The organism is Streptomyces sp. PsTaAH-137, assembly GCF_003259365.1.
Taxonomy (GTDB): Bacteria; Actinomycetota; Actinomycetes; order Streptomycetales; family Streptomycetaceae; genus Streptomyces.
This window is the reverse complement of record NZ_QLLY01000001.1, coordinates 217,937-238,156: the sequence shown is the minus strand read 5'-3', so window position 1 is coordinate 238,156 and position 20,220 is coordinate 217,937. Positions and strand designations below refer to the sequence as shown.

The 20,220-nt window shown below is 73.0% G+C and carries 14 protein-coding genes; 6 read left to right on the top strand and 8 right to left on the bottom strand.

Annotation, left to right across the window (positions count from 1 at the left end; genetic code table 11):
• Positions 1 to 9: 9 nt before the first annotated feature.
• The 3 genes from K377_RS00925 to K377_RS00915 are packed head-to-tail and all read left to right on the top strand — an operon-like array spanning position 10 to position 4,949.
• Positions 10 to 2,001 carry a beta-galactosidase gene (locus K377_RS00925; protein ID WP_111661113.1) on the top strand — a complete coding sequence of 664 codons (1,992 nt, stop codon included), beginning with the start codon at positions 10 to 12 and terminating at the stop codon, positions 1,999 to 2,001.
• Positions 1,994 to 4,201: a glycoside hydrolase N-terminal domain-containing protein gene (locus tag K377_RS00920; protein ID WP_111661594.1), complete on the top strand. Its 2,208-nt coding sequence runs from the start codon at positions 1,994 to 1,996 to the stop codon at positions 4,199 to 4,201. Before K377_RS00925 ends, K377_RS00920 begins: the two co-directional genes overlap by 8 nt.
• Positions 4,202 to 4,232: 31 nt before the next feature.
• Positions 4,233 to 4,949, top strand: a complete 717-nt coding sequence (locus K377_RS00915) for a hypothetical protein (protein WP_111661112.1) — start codon at positions 4,233 to 4,235, stop codon at positions 4,947 to 4,949.
• Between the two features lie 15 nt (positions 4,950 to 4,964).
• On the opposite strand, the gene K377_RS00910 is transcribed toward K377_RS00915, so the two are convergent.
• A complete protein-coding gene (locus tag K377_RS00910; protein ID WP_111661111.1) occupies positions 4,965 to 5,981 on the bottom strand; it encodes a LacI family DNA-binding transcriptional regulator in 1,017 nt (338 codons plus the stop codon).
• A gap of 421 nt (positions 5,982 to 6,402) precedes the next feature.
• Here K377_RS00910 and K377_RS00905 point away from each other — a divergent pair, with 421 nt between their 5' ends.
• On the top strand, positions 6,403 to 7,389 hold the full coding sequence (locus tag K377_RS00905; RefSeq protein WP_111661110.1) for a TauD/TfdA family dioxygenase: 987 nt from the start codon (positions 6,403 to 6,405) through the stop codon (positions 7,387 to 7,389).
• Here K377_RS00905 and K377_RS00900 read toward each other — a convergent pair.
• The 7 genes from K377_RS00900 to K377_RS00870 all read right to left on the bottom strand — a co-directional run bounded on the left by K377_RS00900 (position 7,379) and on the right by K377_RS00870 (position 18,663).
• Positions 7,379 to 9,070 (bottom strand): HEXXH motif domain-containing protein, encoded by a 1,692-nt coding sequence (locus K377_RS00900; RefSeq protein WP_111661109.1) that lies wholly within the window; start codon positions 9,068 to 9,070, stop codon positions 7,379 to 7,381. The genes K377_RS00905 and K377_RS00900 overlap by 11 nt on opposite strands.
• 66 nt (positions 9,071 to 9,136) lie before the next feature.
• The gene (locus K377_RS00895) at positions 9,137 to 9,328 is read right to left on the bottom strand and encodes an aldo/keto reductase (protein WP_237551859.1); all 192 of its coding nucleotides are present in this window, start codon (positions 9,326 to 9,328) and stop codon (positions 9,137 to 9,139) included.
• Between the two features lie 148 nt (positions 9,329 to 9,476).
• Entirely contained in the window at positions 9,477 to 10,577 is a 1,101-nt protein-coding gene (locus K377_RS00890; RefSeq protein ID WP_111661108.1) for a caspase family protein, read from the bottom strand.
• Positions 10,574 to 11,734: a hypothetical protein gene (locus K377_RS00885; RefSeq protein WP_111661107.1), complete on the bottom strand. Its 1,161-nt coding sequence runs from the start codon at positions 11,732 to 11,734 to the stop codon at positions 10,574 to 10,576. The genes K377_RS00890 and K377_RS00885 overlap by 4 nt, the downstream gene beginning before the upstream one ends.
• A gap of 121 nt (positions 11,735 to 11,855) precedes the next feature.
• The gene (gene fxsT, locus K377_RS00880) at positions 11,856 to 16,193 is read right to left on the bottom strand and encodes an FxSxx-COOH system tetratricopeptide repeat protein (RefSeq protein WP_111661106.1); all 4,338 of its coding nucleotides are present in this window, start codon (positions 16,191 to 16,193) and stop codon (positions 11,856 to 11,858) included.
• Positions 16,193 to 17,218, bottom strand: a complete 1,026-nt coding sequence (locus K377_RS00875) for a MoxR family ATPase (protein WP_111661105.1) — start codon at positions 17,216 to 17,218, stop codon at positions 16,193 to 16,195. Before K377_RS00875 ends, fxsT begins: the two co-directional genes overlap by 1 nt.
• Positions 17,215 to 18,663: a hypothetical protein gene (locus tag K377_RS00870; RefSeq protein ID WP_111661104.1), complete on the bottom strand. Its 1,449-nt coding sequence runs from the start codon at positions 18,661 to 18,663 to the stop codon at positions 17,215 to 17,217. Before K377_RS00870 ends, K377_RS00875 begins: the two co-directional genes overlap by 4 nt.
• Before the next feature lie 262 nt (positions 18,664 to 18,925).
• Here K377_RS00870 and K377_RS00865 point away from each other — a divergent pair, with 262 nt between their 5' ends.
• Together K377_RS00865 and K377_RS00860 are read left to right on the top strand one after the other, a co-directional pair.
• Complete coding sequence (locus K377_RS00865) at positions 18,926 to 19,654, top strand: DUF1275 family protein (protein ID WP_111661103.1); 729 nt, start codon at positions 18,926 to 18,928, stop codon at positions 19,652 to 19,654.
• 284 nt (positions 19,655 to 19,938) lie between these two features.
• The gene (locus tag K377_RS00860) at positions 19,939 to 20,154 is read left to right on the top strand and encodes a type A2 lantipeptide (RefSeq protein WP_111661102.1); all 216 of its coding nucleotides are present in this window, start codon (positions 19,939 to 19,941) and stop codon (positions 20,152 to 20,154) included.
• The last annotated feature ends 66 nt before the right edge of the window (positions 20,155 to 20,220 follow it).

Below are 20,220 nucleotides of genomic sequence, written 5' to 3'. Positions count from 1 at the left end.
AGCCGCACTATGACCGCCCCAGCCCGCCTCCTCTACGGCGGCGACTACAACCCCGAGCAGTGGCCCGAGGAGGTCTGGGCCGAGGACGTGCGGCTGATGAAGGCGGCCGGGGTCTCCTACGTCACGCTGGGCGTGTTCTCCTGGGCGAAGCTCGAACCACAACCGGACGCACGGGAGTTCGGGTGGCTCGACCGGCTGATGGACCTGATGCATCAGCACGGGATCGGCGTCGTCCTGGCGACGCCGACCGCGTCGCCGCCGCCGTGGCTGGGGCGGCTGCACCCGGAGACGCTGCCCCGCGACGAGAACGGGCAGACCGTGTGGTGGGGCTCCCGCCAGCAGTTCGCGCACTCCTCCCGCGAGTACCGCCGCCGCGCAGCCGCGATCACCGAGGACCTCGCCCAGCGGTACGGGCACCATCCGGCGCTGCGCATGTGGCACATCAACAACGAGTACTGCACGGTCGACTACGGCGACGAGGCGGCCCGCACCTTCCGGGACTGGCTGCGGGCCAGGTACACGACCCTGGACGCGCTCAACGAGGCCTGGGGCACGGCCTTCTGGAGCCAGCGCGTCGACACGTGGGAGGACGTGATCCCGCCGCGCCGCGCCCAGTATCTGCGCAACCCCGCGCAGGACCTGGACTTCCGCAGGTTCACCTCCGACGCGCTCATGGAGTGCTTCGTCGCCGAGCGCGACATCGTGCGCCGGCACTCCCCGGACCACATCCCGGTGACGACGAACTTCATGCCGTTCTGGATCGGCCAGGACGGGTGGACGTGGGCCGAACAGGAGGACGTCGTCTCCGTCGACGTGTATCCGGACCCGAGCGACCCGCTGGGCGGCCAGTACAACGCGCTGATCGGGGACATGACGCGCGGTCAGTCCGGCGGCCGGCCCTGGACGCTCATGGAGCAGGCGGCCGGGGCGGTGAACTGGCGGGAGGTGAACCGGCCGAAGCCGCGCGGCCTCAACCGGCTGTGGTCGCTCCAGTCGGTGGCCCGGGGCGCGGACGCGATCTTCCACTTCCAGTGGCGGCAGTCCCGGCAGGGCGCGGAGAAGTTCCACTCGGGGATGGTCGGCCACGCGGGCGAGGAGGGCCGGGCCTTCGCCGAGGTGAAGCGGATCGGCGCCGAACTCGCCCTGCTGGAGGGCGAGGTGGCCGGTACCGGGGTGAGCGCCGAGGTCGCCGTGCTGCACGACTGGCACTCCTGGTGGGCGGGGAGCCAGGAGGCCCGGCCCTCCGCACGGGTCGACTACCAGGACGTGGTGCGGGCCTGGCACCGGGCTCTGTGGGAGGCGGGCACGACCACGGACTTCGCGCACCCCGAGCACGACCTGTCCGCCTACAGGATGGTGGTCGTGCCGCAGCTGTACCTGCTCACCGACGCGGCCGTCGAGAACCTGCTCGCCTATGTGCGCGGCGGCGGGCGGATCGTGTGCGGGTTCTTCTCCGGTGTGGCCGACGCCGACGACCGGGTGCGGCCCGGCGGGATGGACGCGCGGCTGCGCGAGCTGTTCGGCATCCGCACCCTGCACGAGTGGTGGCCGCTGGAGCCCGGGGAGAGCGTGGACTGCGGCGAGTTCGCGGGCACGCTGTGGTCGGAGGAGCTGACCGCGGCGCGGGACGCGGAGATCGTCTCGGCCTATCGCGGTGGTGAACTCGACGGTCTTCCGGCCGTGTTGCGACGCGGGCACGCCTGGTACCTCTCGACCCTTCCCGAGCCTTCGGCCCTGCGCGCGCTGCTCGCGGGCGTGGCCGCCGAGGCGGGCGTACGGCCTCCACTGCCCGGCCTCCCCGCAGGAGTGGAGGCCGTACGCCGCGGCGAAGTGCTGTTCCTGCTGCACCACGGGCGGAACGAGACGGTCGTCGAACTCCCCGCGGACGAGGGCCCGTTCCACGATCTGCTCACGGGGGCCGAGTACACCGGCTCCGTGCCGCTCGGGCGGTTCGGTGTCGTGGCGCTGCGCGCCGGGCGGGGCGGTCACGGTGCTGCCTGAGCATCCGCACGGCACCTGGGAGCCGTCGCCGGCCGCCCGCTGGGAGGACGCCTTCCTGAGCGGGAACGGCCGGCACGGCGCCCTCGTGTTCGGTGATCCGCACGACGACCGGGTCGTCGTCACCCATCACGCGCTGGTGCGCCCGGACGGCGGCCCCCAGCCGAAACCGCCCCGCCTCGCCGGTCAACTCTCCGGCCTTCAGGACCGGTTGCTGGCCGGTGAGGTGACGGCCGCGGAGGAGTTCACGGACGGGCGCGCCCTGCAATGGGTGCGGGCGTTCCATCCGGCGTTCCAGGTGCGGTTCGTCCGCGACAGCATCGCGTGGCGCCACTACCGCCGCTCCGTCGACTTCGCGACGGGCGTGTGCGCGGCACGCTGCGGCGGCTGGCAGGGAGAGGTGTTCGTCTCCCGCGCCGACGACGTCGTGGTGCAGTACGCCACGGGGCCCGGCCTGGACGGGGAGGTTTTGCTCGATCACCGTCTCACAGGGGTGCCGTGCGGGCTCGGCGTCGGCCGCAGCGTCGTCCTCACCCCGTACGGCGCCCAGCTGACCCTGCGCTGCCGCTACCCGGACGGGGACCTCGCCTACACGGGCGTGACGGTGGCCGTGGTCAAGGGCGGACGCACCTCGATCGGCACCACCGGGCTCCGGGTCGACGCGGCGGAGGAGATCCTGCTGCTCACCCGCGTGCACCGGCACCTCGGGGAACTGGACGCGAGCGCGGCCGCCGCCGAGCTGACCGGCCTGCTCGACAACGGCTGCACGACACGGAGTTACGGCCATCTGCTCGCACGGCACACGGCCCCGCACCGGGCCGCGTACGAGCGCGTCACCTTCTCGCTCGGCGGACTGCCGGCCGAACGGAAGCTCCCCGGCTCCGAGTTGCTGAAGCGTCCCGACAGCCACGCCCTGCTGGAGCGACTGTTCGCCGCGGGCCGCTATCACCTGCTCAGCTCCTCGGGGGCCCTGCCGCCGCGCCTGACGGGGCTGTGGACCGGCGAGTGGGACACCGCGTGGGCGGGCGCGTTCACCACGGACGCCAACCTCAATCTCCAGACGGCGTCGGCGCCCGCCTGTGCGCTCCCCGAGGTGGTCGAGGCGCAGGGGGCGCTGATCCGGGGTCAGTTGGCGGACTGGCGCGACAACGCCCGGAGCATCTTCGGGGCGCGCGGCATCGTGGCACCCGCCCACACCGACGGCGAGTCCGGGCACACGTACCACTTTCAGCGCCAGTGGCCGATGCATCTGTGGACGGCAGGCGCCGACTGGCTGCTCGCCCCGCTGGTCGAACAGGCCGAGACGACCGGCGAGCGCCCGCCCTGGCTGACCGCCGTACTCTGCGACCTCGCCCTGTTCTACGAGGACTTCCTCGGCCGCACCGGTCCCGACGGGCGGGTGGTCGTCGTGCCGTCGTACTCGCCGGAGAACCGTCCGGCGAACGCGAGCTGGGGCACCCTCAACGCGACGATGGACATCGCCGCGGCCCGGCACGCCCTGCGCACCGCCGCCGCCTGGTCCCCGGGGGCGGACGCCGACCGCTGGACCGCGCTCGCCGACCGGCTGCCCGACTACCGGGTGAACGACGACGGCGCCCTGGCCGAGTGGGCCTGGCCGGGCCTGGAGGAGACCTACGACCACCGGCACCTCAGCCACCTCTACCCGGTGTGGCCGCACCACGAGATCACCCCGTACGACACACCGGACCTGGCGAAGGCGGCGCGCCGGGCGCTCGCGCTGCGCGGCGCCGAGAACGACTCCGCGCACGGCCATCTCCACCACGCCCTGATCGCGGCCCGGCTGCGTGACGCGCCCCGTGTCGCCGACGCGCTGCGCCAGGTCCTGACCGGCGACTACTTCCATCCCTCGCTGATGAGCGCGCACTATCCGCGCCGCGACGTCTACAACGCGGACGCCGCGCACACCCTGCCCGCGGTGCTGACCGAGTCGCTGCTCCAGTCGACACCCGGCCGGCTCGTGCTGCTGCCCGCGCTGCCCGCGTCCTGGGCGCGGGGCACGGTACGCGGCCTGCGCACCCGGTTCGGTGCCCGCGTCGACCTGGCCTGGGGCGGTGGCCGCTGCACGGCGCTCGTGCGCCCGGACCGTGACGCGCACATCGAACTCAGAACCCCCGACGGCGACGACGGACTCGTCCGTCTGACCGCCGGTGAGGACCGCGAACTCATCGTGAGCGCGCGGTAGTTCTCCCCCCACCGACCATGGAAGGGACACCATGGCACGATCGGAAACGTCACCGAGCCGCCGCAGAATCCTCGGCTCCGCAGTCGCCGCCACGGCCGCACTGGTCCTCGCGTCCTCCCCCGCCCACGCGGCGGTGTGGTCCTCGTCCGACCAGTGGGGCACGTACTCCACCCCGGACGGCTACACCCTGTACAACAACATCTGGGGCTCCGGCGCGGGCTCCCAGACGATCTGGGCCAACTCGTCGTCCAACTGGGGTGTCTGGGCCGACCACCCCAACACGGGCGGCATCAAGTCCTACCCGAACGCCAAGAAGGTCATCGGGAAGCCGATCAGCTCGATCTCCTCCCTGACCAGCAGCTACAACGTGACCGTGCCATCGTCGGGCGCCTACAACACGTCGTACGACATCTGGGACAGCGGCTACGCCAACGAGATCATGCTGTGGGTCAACTACAACGGGGCCGTGGGCGCGCTGGGCAGCCCGATCGGCAACGTCACGCTGGGCGGTCACACGTGGACGGTCTACGTCGGCAGCAACGGTGCCAACAACGTGTATTCGTTCCTGCGCACCTCCGACTCCACGTCGGGCACCGTCAACATCCTGGCGATCCTGAAGTGGCTGAAGGACACCAAGGGGTACATCGGCAACGTGACCGTCGGTGACGTCCAGTTCGGCTACGAGATCACCTCATCCGCCGGTGGCCTGAACTTCACCACCAACGGCTTCAGCGTCTCCAGCAGCTGACCGGCCGGGCGCGGCTCAGGCGTCGGCGGGCGCCTGGGCCGCGCTCTCCCGCACCGTCAGCTCCGGTGCGAGCAGCACGACCTCCTCGTCGCAGCCGCGCCCCTCGATCTTCGCGATGACCTGCTCGACGGCGCGCCGCCCCATCTCCTGCGCGGGCACCGCGACCGAGGTGAGCGGCACCGAGGCGTGCGCGGCCACCTGCTCGGGGCAGACGGCGACGACGGAGACGTCCTCGGGGACGGCGCGGCCGGACTGGCGCAGCAGGGCGAGCAGCGGGTCGGTCGCCGCCTCGTTCTGCACGACGAAGGCGGTGGTGCCGGGGCGCTCGTCGAAGACCCGCGACAACGTTGCCGACACCGAGGCGTACGAGCCTTCGCAGGGGCGGTGCAGCAGGCGCAGGCCCAGCTCGCCGCTGCGTTCGCGCAGCCCGGACAGGGTCCGCTCGGCGAATCCGGTGCGCCGCTCGTAGACGGCGGCGGCCTCGCCGATGACGGCGATCTCGCGGTGGCCGAGGTCGGCGAGGTGCTGGGCGCAGGCGGCGCCCGCGGCGGCGAAGTCGAGGTCCACGCAGTTGAGTCCGGCGGTGTCGGCCGGCAGCCCGATCAGTACGGCGGGCCGGGAGGCGGTGCGCAGCAGCGGCAGCCGCTCGTCGTCCAGCTCCACGTCCATCAGGATCATCGCGTCGGCGAGCGCGCTGCCCTCGATGCGGCGCACCGCCTCCGCGCCCTCCTCGCCGGTGAGCAGGAGGATGTCGTAGCCATGGGTGCGGGCGGCGGTGGCGACGGCCATCGCTATCTCCATCATCACCGGTACGTACATGTCGGTGCGCAGCGGCACCATCAGGGCGATGATGTTGGACTTGCTGCTGGCCAGGGCCCTGGCCCCCGCGTTCGGGTGGTAGCCCAGCGTGCGCACGCTGCTCTCGACGCGCTCCCGGGTGGCGGCGGAGATGGACCGCTTGCCGCTGAGGACGTAGCTCACGGTGCTGGCGGAGACTCCGGCGTGCCGGGCGACCTCTGCGAGCGTGACCATGTCGTTCTCCTGAGCCGATGCGAAAGGGACGAAGCGCTCTCGGTGCGAAGCGCTTCGACGGGGACGGATTGCCCGTGTCGGTGCGACCTTCCGACCCTATGGGGAGCAGTAACTGCCTGTCCATAAGACTGTCGAAGCGCTTCGACAGAGCGCTTCCACCCCATGGGCGACGGATGTTCCCCCCTCGCACAGGTTAATGACAGGGTGCCGTGCGAGGGGCGGGGCCGGGAAGATTGGATGCGCGGCGCTCGTCGGGGGTGGCGGGAACATTGCGGGTCCGTGAAATCGAGGAGCCCCGCGAGCGGACGGGCCCCGGCCCGACGTGCCTGCTCAGAGAGGTGTTCGGCGCCGTGGCGGGAGGCGTCGGCGGCGGGCGTCGGGCTGTTGACGGCGTTCGGAACCGGTTGCGACGCTCGCGCTCATGACCACGACCGCCCTGGAACCCACCCCCGCTTCCGGCCTCACCGTCACCAGGCTGAACGGCCGTATCGGCGCCGTCGTCGAGGGCGTCCGCCTCTCCGGCGACCTGGCCCCCGAGACCGTCGCCGCGATCCGCGAGACCCTGCTCGCCCACAAGGTCGTCTTCTTCCGCGGCCAGGACCGGCTCGACGCCGCGGCGCACGAGGCGTTCGGACGGCTGCTCGGCACCCCGGTCGCCCACCCCACCGTGCCGTCGGCCGACGGCCGCTACTCGTTCCCGATCAACTCCGACCACGGCGGCCGCGCCAACCAGTGGCACAGCGACGTCACGTTCGTGCCCGCCTACCCGGCGTTCTCCATCCTCCGCGCGATCACCCTCCCGCCGTACGGCGGCAACACGCTGTGGGCGAACACGGCGACGGCGTACGAGAATCTGCCCGACCCGCTGAAGCGGCTGGCGGAGGAGCTGCGGGCCGTGCACACCAACGACTACGACTACGCGGCCCTGCGCCCCGACGCGGTCCCGGAGCAGCTGCGGCGCTTCCGCGACGTGTTCGCGAAGATCACGTTCCGCACCGAGCACCCGGTGGTCCGCGTCCACCCGGAGACCGGTGAGCGCACGCTGCTGCTCGGCAACTTCGTGCAGAAGATCGCGGGGCTCACCGGCCAGGACTCGCGCGCCCTCGTCGACCTGTTCCAGCGGCACATCGAGCGCCCCGAGAACACCGTCCGCTGGCAGTGGCGGGTCGGCGACGTGGCCATCTGGGACAACCGCGCCACGCAGCACTACGGCGTCGACGACTCCGACGACCACGAGCGCGAGCTGGCCCGCGTGACGATCGACGGCGATGTCCCGGTCGGCGTCGACGGGCGGACCTCCACGCTCCTGTCCCCCGAGACGCTGCCCGAGCCGGCGCACGGCATCGCCTCGGGCGCGTCGACGGCCACGACCGGTACGCCCACCGCCCTGCCGACGGTCACCGGCTGAGCCCGGCGAGCCAGCGCACGGCCTCGTCCGTGTCGCCGCCCACCACGTCCAGCGCGGCGGTGACCCGCTCCGGGCGTGCGAGCAGCCGCCGGGCCCGGGGGTCGAGCCGGGCCCGCGCCAGCAGCAGCCCGGACAGGGCGTGCGCGTCGTCGGGGGCCTCCCGCAGCCGCGCCTCGTACAGCTCGCGGGCGCGGGCCGGGTCGCCCGTGGTCAGGAAGGCGTCGGCGTCGGGGCCCGGGCGGGGTGACAGGTAGCGGGCGGCCCGGGTGTCCTCCCAGTGGACGGCGGGGCCGCCCGGTGCCGGCTCGGGCTCGAATCCGCGCGGTGGCGGGCCGCCCTCCCGGTGAGCCCGGGCGAGCGCCGCGCGTTCGGCCGGGCCGCAGCGCAGGTTCCGCAGCCGCCACTCGGTGCGGTGGCTGACCGCCGAGGCGCGGGCGCGGGCGGCCACCGCGGGGTCGACCGGTTCGCGCAGCCAGCGGTCGAGCGTCGCCGCGAGTCCGGCGAGGAGACGGCGGCCTGCCGGGGCGAGCTCGGCGTGCGTGGCGAGGGTGCGCACCACCAGGCGGGACTGCAGGCGGCGCAGCGCGAAGTGGAAGGGGGCCACGTTCTCCGGGTCGGCCGCCCGGTCCCCCATGCGGGCCCGCCAGAAACCGGCGACGCCGGTGAACGCGTAGGCGCCGTGCAGCAGTCCGGGCAGATGACGGGGGTCGGCCCGCCACGGCGCGTAGAAGCGTTCGGTGCGGTCGTCGGCGAGGAGCGGGAAGAGGTGGAGGAGGGCGCCCAGTTTGCTGTGCTGGAACTCGTGGACGAGGGTCTCGGCGAGGTCGAGGCCGCTGTCCGGGCGGGAGGCCACCATCGAGCCGAAGGCATCACCGGTGGAGGCGCTGAGCCGGATGCCGGGCCGCTGCGCGGAGGGCCAGGGGACGATGCGGGTGATGTCGCCGGGCCGGATCGCACCGGCGGTGCCGGGGCCCGGGCCGCGGGCGAGGATGCCGTGCGCCTCCTCCACCGCCTTCTCCCAGTGGGCGACTTCGTCGGCGGACAGCCGGTCGGGGGCTATCGGGCCGTCCAGATCCCGGTACGGGTCGAGGTCGTCGAGGCGGATGCCGCCGGGGCGCAGGGTGCGCAGCGGCTGCCAGCCGGGGACGTCGCCGGCGGTTCCCAGGGGACGGACCGCGACCGGTCCCGCGGTCACCCGGCCCGACCGGATTACGACGGGTACGGCACTGAACTCTAACGCGCAGTCCGGGAGTTGGATCAGACCCAACATAGGCAAGGACAGTGCTCCGGCGCGGGCGGGCAGCGCCAGGTCGGCGTCCGTGCCGGCCAGCACGCTCGCGGAGGCGGCGAGGCAGGCGAGGTGCCCCACGTCGGCCCACAGCGGCGGGCCGGACGCGGCGCCGTGCAGACGGCGCAGCGCATGCGCGATCCAGGCACCGCACTGCGGGCTCATGAGCAGGCCGTCCACCGCGTCGGGCGCGCGCAGGGCCGCCGCCTCAAGAACCTCCCACACTCGCGTCACCTCGCCCAACGGGCCCAATACGTCCGGGATTTCGTCGAGGCGGTCGAGCAGGTCACGCAACAGCAGCAGCCGCCGGGCCCGCTCCCCCTTCAGCAGGAACGCGACGGCCTCCTGTGAGCCGCCGCCCGCGGCCAGCTCGTCGAAGAGGCGCCCCGGCATGCGCAGCGCGCGGGGGGCCGGGGCGGAGGATGTTCCGGATCCTGGTACCGACGACGGAGCCACGCCCTACTCGGCCCGGGCGCCGGGATTGCTGCCCGACAAGGCGCTCAGGCGGGGCCGTCGAGTCTCTTCGAGGAGCCTGCGGCTGGGGCCAGGGGTGCGGTACCGGCGCAGCTCGGCCAGGCCGACCTCTCCGAGGTCCGCCAGGTCCGACTCCACCCGATCCGCCGGACGGTCGGCGCGTACCGGCTCTTTCAAGGTGTGCTCCCCCTTCACCACGACGGCACGCGATGCCGCGTCCGTCCTGCTACCCATCATGACGAAGCCTGCCCGGTCGCGTAACCCGTAGACCCTGCGGATGATCGGGACGCGGCTGTTGGCCGATTCCCGACGGGTCCCGCCCGGATCAGCCTCCGGCGAGGAACTCCTCGATGGCCGCACGGAGTTCGTCGGCCCGCTCGGGGTCGTCGTCGAACGAGGTCACCGCGGTGTACAGGGTCCACAGCGCGTCGGCCCGGCCGCGGAGGGCGGTCACGACGGCGACCAGGTCGGGGCGGGGTGCCGGGTTGCGCCGCATGCGGGCGGTCAGTCGCGGATCGAGCATGAGGACCAGGGTCTGGCGCTCGTCGGGGCCGTGGGTGGAGGGGTAGGCGAGCAGGGCCTCTACGACGCGGTTGAGCGCGGTCAGGGAGCCGGTGGCGCCTGCCCGGGGCCCGGCCGGTGGGCCCAGGGTGCGTTCGTGGCCGGGCCGTCGCAGGATCAGGGTGGGCAGCTGGTCCGAGCGGCCCGCGGCCCAGACCTCCTTCTCCACCCGGGCCTGGACGGCGGCGAAGAGCCGCTCCGGGCCGGGGGCGACACCGACGCCCGGCCGGCCGAGTTCGTCCAGGACGAGTCCGGAGAAGAGGCCGCTGCGCAGGACCGGGTCGTTGGCGGCACGCTGGCCCCGGGACGCGGCCAGCAGCAGCGCCTGTTCGTGGACGGTGGTGCGCCCGCCCGCGCCGAGCCGTTCGGTGGACGGCGAGAGGGGGAAGCGGTGCCGTTCATCGAAGGTCTGGCAGGCGTCGACGACCCACATCTGGCGCCCGAATCCGGAGACGGCGTCGCTGGCCAGGAGCCGGCAGGCGGATTCGAGGTCGAGGTTGCGCCGCCCCTGCGCGGTGGCGTCGGCGCAGTACAGGCGGATCCGCTCCTCCTGGTCGAGGACCCCGTGTCCGCCCCACCACACCCACAGGAACTCTCCCTTCAGCAGCGGGAGTTCTTCCACGAAGGTGTGATGGAGCGCGGCCTGGTCGGCGGGCCGGTGCGGTACGTCGGGCACCTGCCCCGGGGCGGGGGCGAGGTGCAAGAGGATGTTGTCCTCGGGTACGCCGCGCCCGCGCAGCCAGTCGCGGAACCGTACGGCGTCGTGGGCGGGACCGGGCAGCCGCCAGTCGTCGCCCGCCGCGTACTCCTCGATGCCGACGACGAGCGCGGTGACCCGGCGCGGGTCGATGTCCGGGTGCGTCATGGGAGCCGGGCCGCGATGGTCCGGTAGACGGCGGGGTCGTCCCAGTAGGCGCTGTGCGCGACGGGGAAGGGCTGGCCGTTGTCGGTGGCGACGTCGGTGACCCGGCCGGAGAAGAGCGGTGCGCCTACGTAACCCAGCAGGTCCCGGGCGTCGTACAGGTTCAGCCAGTCGGGCACGTGGCCGGGCAGCGGATCCGGGTGGGTGAGGGAGGGCAGGGCCCCGGTCTCGTAGAGGAAGGGCGCCTGCGAGCCGACGGTGACGAGGAGGTCGACGCCCGGCTGCGGGTCGAGGACCAGGGTGTCGAGAGCCATGATGCCGCCGAGGCTGTGGCCGAGCAGGACCACCGGCGACGGCTGTCGGGCGATCAGCTCGCGCAGCCCGCGGCGGGCGTCCGCGCCACGGGCCAGGTAGCGCAGGATGTCACCCGCGGCGGGGTGGACGGCGGCGGTGAGGGCGCGCCTGCGGCGCACCGCGATGCGGGAACCGACCTTCAGGGCGGGCCCCTTCAGTGCCCGCAGCAGGGGGCCGCGGCCCGTTCCGGCAGGTGTGGCACCCAGTGCCTCGGCGATCCGTTCCACGGCTGTGTCCCGGACGGCGCCGGTGCACAGGACCGGCGCGTCCGCTTCGAGGGCGGCGCCGATCACCGCGGCGGCGAGGCTGCGGGCGAGCAGCCTCGCCAGTTCGTCCGCGTCGAGGGCCGCGGCCGCGGGCGGCAGCAGCGGGGAGCGGGCGAGCGCGGCGGCATGTGTCGCGAGATCCGGACCCAACTCTGGCGCGATGTCGTCGAGCTGAGCCAGCAGACGCCGTGGGCGCTCGTCCGCAAACTCCGCGCCGGGAGCGGTCACGGCACGTCCCGCACCGGCCGCGGCGAGCGCGAGCTCGGCCGTCGGGTTCGCGTAGAGCAGCGCCCACCGGTCCGCCCCGTCCGCGTCGCCCGTCTCGTCCGCGTCGCCGGGAGCGCGGCTGGTGCCGCCCGGCGCGCCCGGGATGCTCGCGCCGTCCGCGGCGAGCGCGGCCCCGTACTCCTCGCCCCAGTAGTACGGGACCAGCCGGGCCCGCGGCGCCGTGGCGCCGAGACCCTCGGCCACGCGGGTGTACAGCTCGGTGAAGCGGGGTTCTCTGACCCCCGTACCGTGGATGAAGACGACTGTGGTCATGGGCCCGCCCCCGTACCCGTCCGATGTGCCGCGTCTCGACATGATGCAGCGTCATTTTAGGCTGCAGCAGGGGCAGTTGACACTGAAAAGGGGTGCGGGGGCGAGCCCCCGCACCCCGTGCTCACAGCGCCAGCGGGGCGAGGTCGGCCTCGATGCGCTGATGCAGCTGGGCCGCCGTGCGCCAGGGGTGGTCGGCGCCGAGGACCCGGGTGAAGCCCTCGACCGCCTGCGCGTTGAGGCGGTCCGCCGCCGCGGAGTCGCCGAGGCCGCGCAGATCGAGGGCGAGGTGGGCGGTGCAGGTCAGGGTCAGCGGGTGGTCGGCGCCCAGCACGTCGGTGAGGCGCGGCAGCACGGCCTCGTCGACGGCACGGGCCGCCGCGAAGTCCAGGCGTGCGTAATGGTCGTTGGCCCGGCCGATGCAGGCGGTGAGCGTGCTCGGGTGCCGCTCGCCCAGCTGGGCGGTGAACCGCTCGACGGCCTCGGTGTCGCACCGCTCAGCGCCGTCGACGTCGCCGATGGCGCGGAGCGTCGCCGCCAGGTTGACCAGCGCGCTCAGGGTCGCGGCGTGGTTCTCGCCCAGTGCGTTGCGATAGCGGAGCACGACCTTCTCGCCCAGGTCGCGCGACTGCGCCAGGTCTCCGGTGATGCGGCGGTCCACCACCGCGTTCATGGCCGCTGCCAGGGTGTCCCGGTACTCGGTGCCGTAGCGCTCGGTGAACCGCAGGAAGGTGTCCTCGATCAGCTCCCGGGCCTCGGCGGTGGCGCCCACCCGGCGGCGGCAGACGGCGAGGTCCCGCGCGGCCGCGATCGAGGAGGCGTTGTCGACGCCGAAGCTGGTCAGGTACGCCTCATAGGTGGACTCCATCAGGAGGTGGGCGGAGCGGTAGTCCCCGGACTCGCGCAGGTCGACGGCGAGAGCGCTCAGCGAGTTGAGGGTGAGGCCGTTCGTGGGGCCGTAGAGCACCTCGAACTGGCGGGCCGTCTCCTCGTCGAGCGCGTGGGCCGCGGCGAACGCTCCGCCCCAGCGCAGGGACACGCCGGCGCTGTGCGCGGCGAGGAGTGTCACCGGATCGTCGGGGCCGAAGAGGCGGCGCGCCATGGTCAGACCCTCGTCGTCGAGCGCCCGGGCCGCCTCGAAGTCGCCCTGGCAGCGCAGGGAGAAGGCCATCTGCGACAGCGAGCTGACGAGTTCCTCGTCGGGCACCTGCCCGCTCCGCGACTGTTCGAGGGCCTTCTCGCTGAGGCGCAGGGCCTCTTCCTGGCTGCCGAACTTGCCCAGCATGAACGCCAGGAGCTTGGCCATCCGGATGACCATGATGTCGTCGTCGCCTGATTGCGCCTGCCAGACCGTCCATGCCTGGCGGGCCATGTTCATCGCGGTGTCGTGCGCGCCCCAGTAGTAGAGGAAGAACACGACGTCCTGGACGAGGTCGCGCACCCACGGGTCGGAGCTGCGCACCGCTCCCGACGCCTGCACGTGCGGCAGCAGCGCCTGGTAGGCGGGCCACAGCTCCGGTGAGGCGCCCTCGCCGGGCTTCGCGGTGGCGAGGAGCTGGTGGACGGCCCGCCGCACCTGGGCCTCGGCGGCCTCGTCGAGGCCGTTCGCCAGCACGCTCTGCATCAGACGGTGCATCTGGAGGGTGCCGCGTTTGTGGTCGAGGCGGATCAACGAGAACTTGCTGAGCTCGCGGGTGGCCCGGGCCAGCAGGACGGGGTCGCGGAGCACCGGGTCCAGTTCGGGGCTGACCTCCACGTTCCGCCCGCCGCGCAGCAGGCTGAGCGGGATCGGCTCCGGAGCCATCAGGGCGCAGACTTCCAGGAGCTGACGGGCCGCGGGGTGTTCCTGAGCCAGCCGGTCGAGGGAGAGGTTCCAGGCCGCGGCGACCGGCACCGGGTAGTCCGGGTTCGGGTCCAGGTCGAGGATCTCGACGCGGCGCTGGGCGAGGAGTTCGAGGTGTTCGGTCACGGGCATGCCGGTGGCCGCGTGCCAGGCTCCGGCCTGCTCGATCGCGAGCGGCAGATCGCCGAGGGCGTCGGCGAGCCGGTCGGCGTCCGCGGTCGCGAGGTCGGGCGAGCGCCGCTGGAGCAGGGCGATGGACTCCTCGCGCTCGAAGACGTCGACGCTGAGCGGGGTGGCCACGCGCTCCCAGTCGCGGTTCCGGGAGGTGACGATGATCTTGCCGGGGCCGCCGCTCGGGAAATAGGCGCGGACGGCGTCGATGTCCTCGGCGTTGTCGAACACCAGGAGCCAGTTGTCGTACGGCTTTCCGGAGCGCAGCGCCTCCTGCACGGCGGGCACCGCGGTGTTGGCCTGCGGTCCGGTGTCCAGGCCGAGGAAGGAGGCCAGCTCGGCGAGGGAGGCGAGGATCAGGGACTCGCGCTCGGACGGCACCCACCAGATCACGTTGTACTCGGCGCTGTGCCGGTACACGTACTCGATGGCGATCTGCGATTTGCCGACCCCGCCCATGCCGTGCAGGGCGTGCGGCAGGACGGCGGCGGTCTCCTTCTGCCGCAACTGCTCGTCGACGGCTTCCAGCAGGATCTCGCGGCCTGTGAAGTTGGGATTCTTGGGCGGGACGTTCCCCATGATCTTCGGCTGACCGCTCCGGACGAAGCGGTGTTCGGGAGCCTTGAGGTCCATGGTTGCGTCAGCCTTCCCAGCTTCGGTGTCTTCGGTGGTGTCGGGCCCTGCCGCTGATACCAAGTCGTCTCCAGGTTCGCTGTGGCTCTCAGCGGACTCATTCCCACGGGACACGTGGGTATCTCTCAGCACTCCCGTACGACCCTCGTTCGCGCCCCCAGTGAGCCCCGCGACGATCTGGGCGGCCCGTCGCGCGTGCGGTCCTGACAGGGCTCGCAGGACCGCCAGTTCGACCCGCAGCCACGGGCGGCCGCCGGTCGTGGTGTCCGGCAGCGGGGTGCTCTCCGGGTTGCGTACGGCGGCCCGCAGCGGGGCCGCGGCGCCCCGTCCCCGCCGCAGTTCGGCCAGGACGTCGATGATGCGGGCGAGCTGGGTGCGGGTGCCGGTGGCGAGCAGCGCCTCGCGTACTCCGTCGGCGAACTCGGGGCCGCTTCCGTCCCCCTCGGGCCCGTGGTCCCAGTCGATGAGCCCGCCCATCATGACCTCGGCGACGTGGTCGGGGCCCGCCTCGGGGACGGCGCGCTCGCGCAGCTCCTCGATGAGGTCGAAGTCCAGCGGGATCACGGCGAGCAGCAGTGCCAGGTGCCGGGCCAGCGGGCTGGCGAGTCCGGCGAAGCGGGCCACGGCGGCGGCCGCCGCGCGCGGTCCGTCGATCCTGGGGGTGCGCAGGCCGGGCGCCGGGGTGCCCTTGGCGAGCGCTCCCGCGGGCAGCATCGGCAGGACGCGGTGCACACCCGGCTCGCCGGTGACCAGATCGGTCCACGCGGTGAAGGAGGCGGGATGGGTGCTGAGCACGGGCACCGGGACCGTGCCGTCGTCGGGTTCGGGAAGCGGACGCAGCGGGTCGGCGAGGTCCTGCGGCGGACGGCAGTCCAGGGCCGTGTTGGCCGCGCCGAATCCGGCGGCGCCGAACTGCGCGCGGAACGGGTACAGCGACGAGCGGTGGCGCAGATACGGCGGTAACAGGTGGACGACCGCCGTGGGGCCGCCCCGGGCGAGCGCGGTGAGCAGTTCGTCGGCGGCGGGTGCGGCCCAGCCCGCGCCGAGTCCGTCGGTGACGACGAGGAACAGCCGCCTGCCGCTGCCGTCGAGGAGTTCGCGCGGATCGCCCGCCCGGCCGTCGGCGGTGCGGACGACGGCGGGGCCGTCGGCGGGGACCTTGATCCGCGCGATGCGTACGTCGCGGAAGGCGCCACTGCGGGTGGCTTCGTCGGCGATCCGGCGGACGGTGCCACGCCAGGCCCGCATGGTGAGCGTGTCGTCGACGAACAGCACCACGTCCAGGGCGCGCTGGTAGGCGGGCAGCAGATACGGGATCCACAGCCCGTCGCTCAGCCCGTGCTGCGCGGTGGCGTCCTCGTCCAGGGGGCCCGGTGCGTTCGTGGGCACGCGGCGGCCCAGGGCGCGCAGCACCCGCGCCAGGCGCAGCGGGCGGGCCGGTGGTGACGCGGGGGCGGGCGGCAGCAGGAAGCCGGGCTCGCCGGTCTCGGCCGAGGTCAGGTCGGGTCCGGGGACGAGGGTCGCGTACGGGATCGCCGTACTGCCGCTCGCCGGGCCGGAGTCGGGGGGCAGGCCGGGGCCGGGAACGGTGGAGGGGTCGGTGCCGCCGGGTGGCTCCGCCGGGTCATCCGGATGATCGCCTTCCGGCTCTTGCGACGGGGTGGTACCGCGCCGTCCTGAAGCGAGCCACGCGGCCGCGAGCCAGGTGGCCTCGGCGAGGTCGCGCCAGTCCGGCCCGTCCTGCGACGATCCGGTCGGCGCGCCGCCTCCGCCACCGCTCGGGTCGGGGGCGCGCTCCCTGGGCAAGCCGGTCATCAGCGGCCTTTCGCGAGGTCGCGCAGCAGCATCTCGATGAGCTTACGCCCGTCGGCATCGGCCTGGAAACCACCCGTTGTGACCAGCAGGACCGCATTCAGTAGTTGGTCCACGGAGTGCGTTCCGCCGTCCTGCACCCGTCGTTCGAAGTCGTCCACCAGGCCCCCGACCACGTCCTCGCTGCCGCTGAGATGGCTCGCCACGATCGACAGCAGCCGCTCGCGCGAGGGCAGCCGCAGCTCCAGCGGGAGGCAGCGGCGCCGGAACGCGAGCGGGAACTCGCGCTCGCCGTTGCTGGTGATCACCACGACGGGGAACGCGCGGCACTCGACCAGACCTCGCTCGACGGTCGTACGGGCTCCCGGGTCGTCGGTGAAGACGCTGATCGCGTCCTCGGAACTCCGCTTCAGTTCCGGTATGTCGTAGGAGCCGTCCTCCAGGACGTGCAGCAGGTCGTTCGGCAGGTCGATGTCGCTCTTGTCCAGCTCGTCGATGAGCAGCACGCGCGGCTGCTCGTACGGGAGCAGGGCGGTGCCGAGCGGGCCGAGGGTCACGAAGTCGCCCATCCGGGGCGCCTGTTCACCGGCGTCCGGGTCGGCTCCGGCGCGCCAGGCGGCGATGGCCTGGGCGCGGCCGATGGCGTCGTAGGCGTACAGCCCCTCCTTGAGGGCGGTGCGCGAGACGATGCCCCATTGCAGGACGCGGCCGAGGCCCAGTTCGCGGGCGATGAGATAGGCGAGCGAGGACTTGCCGACGCCGGGCGGTCCGGTGACCAGGAGGGGGCGGCGCAGCAGCAGCGCCGCGTTCACGATGTCGATGTCCTCCTGGCGCAGATGGACCAGGTCCTGGTCGTCGCCGAGCCGCCGCCGGGTGGCCCGCGAGTCGTCGCAGTCGGGCGGCGGTTGCGCCGGGCCGCCCGCGAACGTCCGCCAGGGCGGCGCCTCGGGCAGGGTCGGACCCGCACCCACCGGGGCGCTGCCCACGCCGTGGAACACACGCCACGCGGTGCCGTGCTGCTCGGTCATGCCGGCATCTCCTCACAGTCGACGACGCGGTTCGGGTCGTCCCAAAGGAACGCGATACTTCTGCCCACCAGAAGGCGGCCGCCCTCTTCCGTCTCCGCACGAACCCTTAACTGGTGAACCTTGAAAGGCAGTTGACTCGGACTGTGGCCGAGCAGAAGGCGCAGCAGCTCGACCGACTGGGGCATGTCGGGGCGCCGGTCCCACACGACGAGGCCGACTCCCTCGGTGAGGGCCGCCACCAGCGCCTCCAGGCCGTGCCCGTGTTCGGCCGGGTGCTGCAGGATGACGCCCGTCGCGCGGGGGTTCCTGTGCAGCTTCTCCTGCCACTGGGCGAGCGGATCCGTCGTACCGCTCCACCGGACCGTCTCCGCGGCCGGGGCCTCCTGCAAGGTGCGCCAGCGGTCGTGCCACAGCCTGCGCTGCTGGGCGTCCCGTACGCGCATCCGGTCGAGGCTGCGCAGATGGACGTAGAAGCGCAGATGGAGCGGGAGCGGTTCGAAGGCGTCCGAGGTGAGCTTCAGTTGCGCCACGTCGTGATTGAGCAGGGCGTGCGGCAGGACGAACTCCACGTGGACGGGGCTGTCCTCGGCTCCCCCGGCCCACTGCGCCTCGCCGTGCCGCACCGCGCGCAGCACCGCCGGGCCGAGCCGGTCGAGCGTGGTCTCCTCCGGCGCGAAGGCGCGCGGCTGCCAGAATCCGGCCGCCGCGTTCACCCAGTGGCGTACATAGATCCGGTCGGTGCCGTCGTGTGCCGGGTCGACCATGACGACCAGGGCGCGCGGCACCGTGCCGTCCGGCGTCGCGTGCAGCGCCGTCTGGGCGCGCCGCTCGCGCAGCGCGTCGGTGAGCCCCGCGGACGCGGCCCACTCGTCCGACCAGGCGCGCAGAGCCGCGGCCTGGGGCGAGCCGAGGGCGGCGACCACCTCGACGAGGACCAGGGCGGGGGGCAGCCCGTCCGGCTGCGCGTTCTGCTCGACCAGGTGGACGAACAGGCCGAGGGCGCCCTCCCCGTCGGGCAGCGCGATCCGCAGTTCACGGGAGAGGACGCTGTGCAGCACCGGGCGGGGGACGGATCCGTGGGCCAGCAGGTCCCAGGCCCTGCGCTGCGTGTCGCCGTCGAACACTCCGGGAAGGTCCACGGCGGCGCGGCTCTCCACCCCGTACACCTCGCGGCGCACCAGCCGGTCGAGGGCGTCGGCCGTCTCGCGTCCCTCCAGGACCGCGACCGCCTCGATCAGCGCCCCGTATCCCTGTCCGCCCCGGTGCTGGAGGACCTGGCGGACGAACGCCGCCATCTCCCCGCGCACCGGTATTCCCCGCTCCCACCACTGCATCCCGAGGCTGTCGCAGACCAGGGTGGTGTAGACGGATCGCTGCTGGGCCTCGCGCACGCACTGCAGGGCGCACAGCTCATCGGTGAGGACCGAGACCAGGCGTAAGAACACGCCCCCCGACTCCTGTGGCGTGCTCATGTTCACCGACCAACCCCCGTAAGTCGGTTCCACCCTGGGAACTGCCGGTGAAGCTACCACGCCAACTCCCTTGCTACCAGGGGCGATTACAGGTTCGGCCGAGATCAGCGGGTCCTGGGGGACGCAGGACACGGATGCCGTGATCACCCGGGGCGAGCGGGGCGGTCGGCACCCGCCGCGGCAGCACCCGCCCCGGCTCCCGTCGGATCGGTGCGGCGGCGCCTACCGTCGGGACATGAACAGACGTGCCCAGCTCGCCCTTCTGCTGCTCGCCGGGGCCTCCGGCGCCGTCGACGCGCTCGCCTTCACGGCGCTGGGGAGCGTGTTCGCCGGGGTGATGACCGGCAATCTGGTGCTGCTCGGGATCTCGGCGGGGCGCGGCGACGGGTCGGAGGTGACCGGCCCGCTGGTCGCGCTCGGCGGGTACGTCGTCGGCGCCGCCTGCGCCGCGCTCGCATGCCGGGGATCGCGGCGGCGGGCCGCGGGGCAGCCGTGGCCGGGGGCCGTCGTCGCCTGTCTGGCGGCGCAGTGCGTGCTGCTCGCCGCCGTGGCCGTCGCGGCCGGGGTGCTCGGCGGGCGGCCCGGCGAGGACTGGCGGATCGCCCTGCTCGTGGCCGCCGCCGTGGCGATGGGCGGGCAGTCGGCGGCCATGGTCGCCGCGGGCGCCGGGGGCGCGCCCACCACGTACTTCACCGGCACGCTCACCACCCTGGTGACCGGCGCGGTGGACGGAACGGCGCGCGGCGCCGGTCAGTTGTGGACCGCCGCGCGCCTGGCGGCCGTGGTCGGCGGGGCCGCCTGCGCCGTGGCCGTGCACACGGCCGCACCGCCGTGGGGCTTCGTGCCGCCGGCCGTGCTCACGGCGTGCGCGGTGGCGTGCCAGAAACCTGCACAGCGATTGCGCAGAGCAGTCACGGGGGCCTCCGAATATTCATTGCACGATGCACACGACGAAACCCTTTGATGCGCGGGTGTCCCCTTTGGTGAATAGCCGAACCGGCCGTGCGCAATTCACTCCGTGAAGAATGTGAAGGCGTTGCCACCCGTTCGTGAACGGCCCTGCACGTCTTGGCAATTGAGCTCGCACATCCCCTCTGACCGGCGACCATCCGATTGGCTGTGCGACGCGTCAACGTGCTTTGATCCACCGCATCGCGGAACGGCGACGGATTCGGCGCCACCGGATCACGGCACCTTCCGCGTTTTGCGAAATACCCTCTGATACCTATGAGAAGGGCGGCTCTCCTCATGAGCAACACCCCCAAGGTCGAGACCCTCGAGATTTCCGACGCCGAGCTGGACAACGTCTCCGGCGGTCTCGTCGGCGGCCTCGTCGGCCAGGTCACCGACACGGTCGACGGCATCGTCCCGGTCTCGGGCACGGTCGCCGGTCTCACCAACACGGTCGAGGGCCTCACCGGTGTGAACACCGGTGCGGTCACGGGTCTGGTCGCCGGCCTCTGAGCCGATCCACCGGATCATCGCGCCGCCCACCTGACGGGCCGCGCACCCCAGGCCCCGGGACCTCGT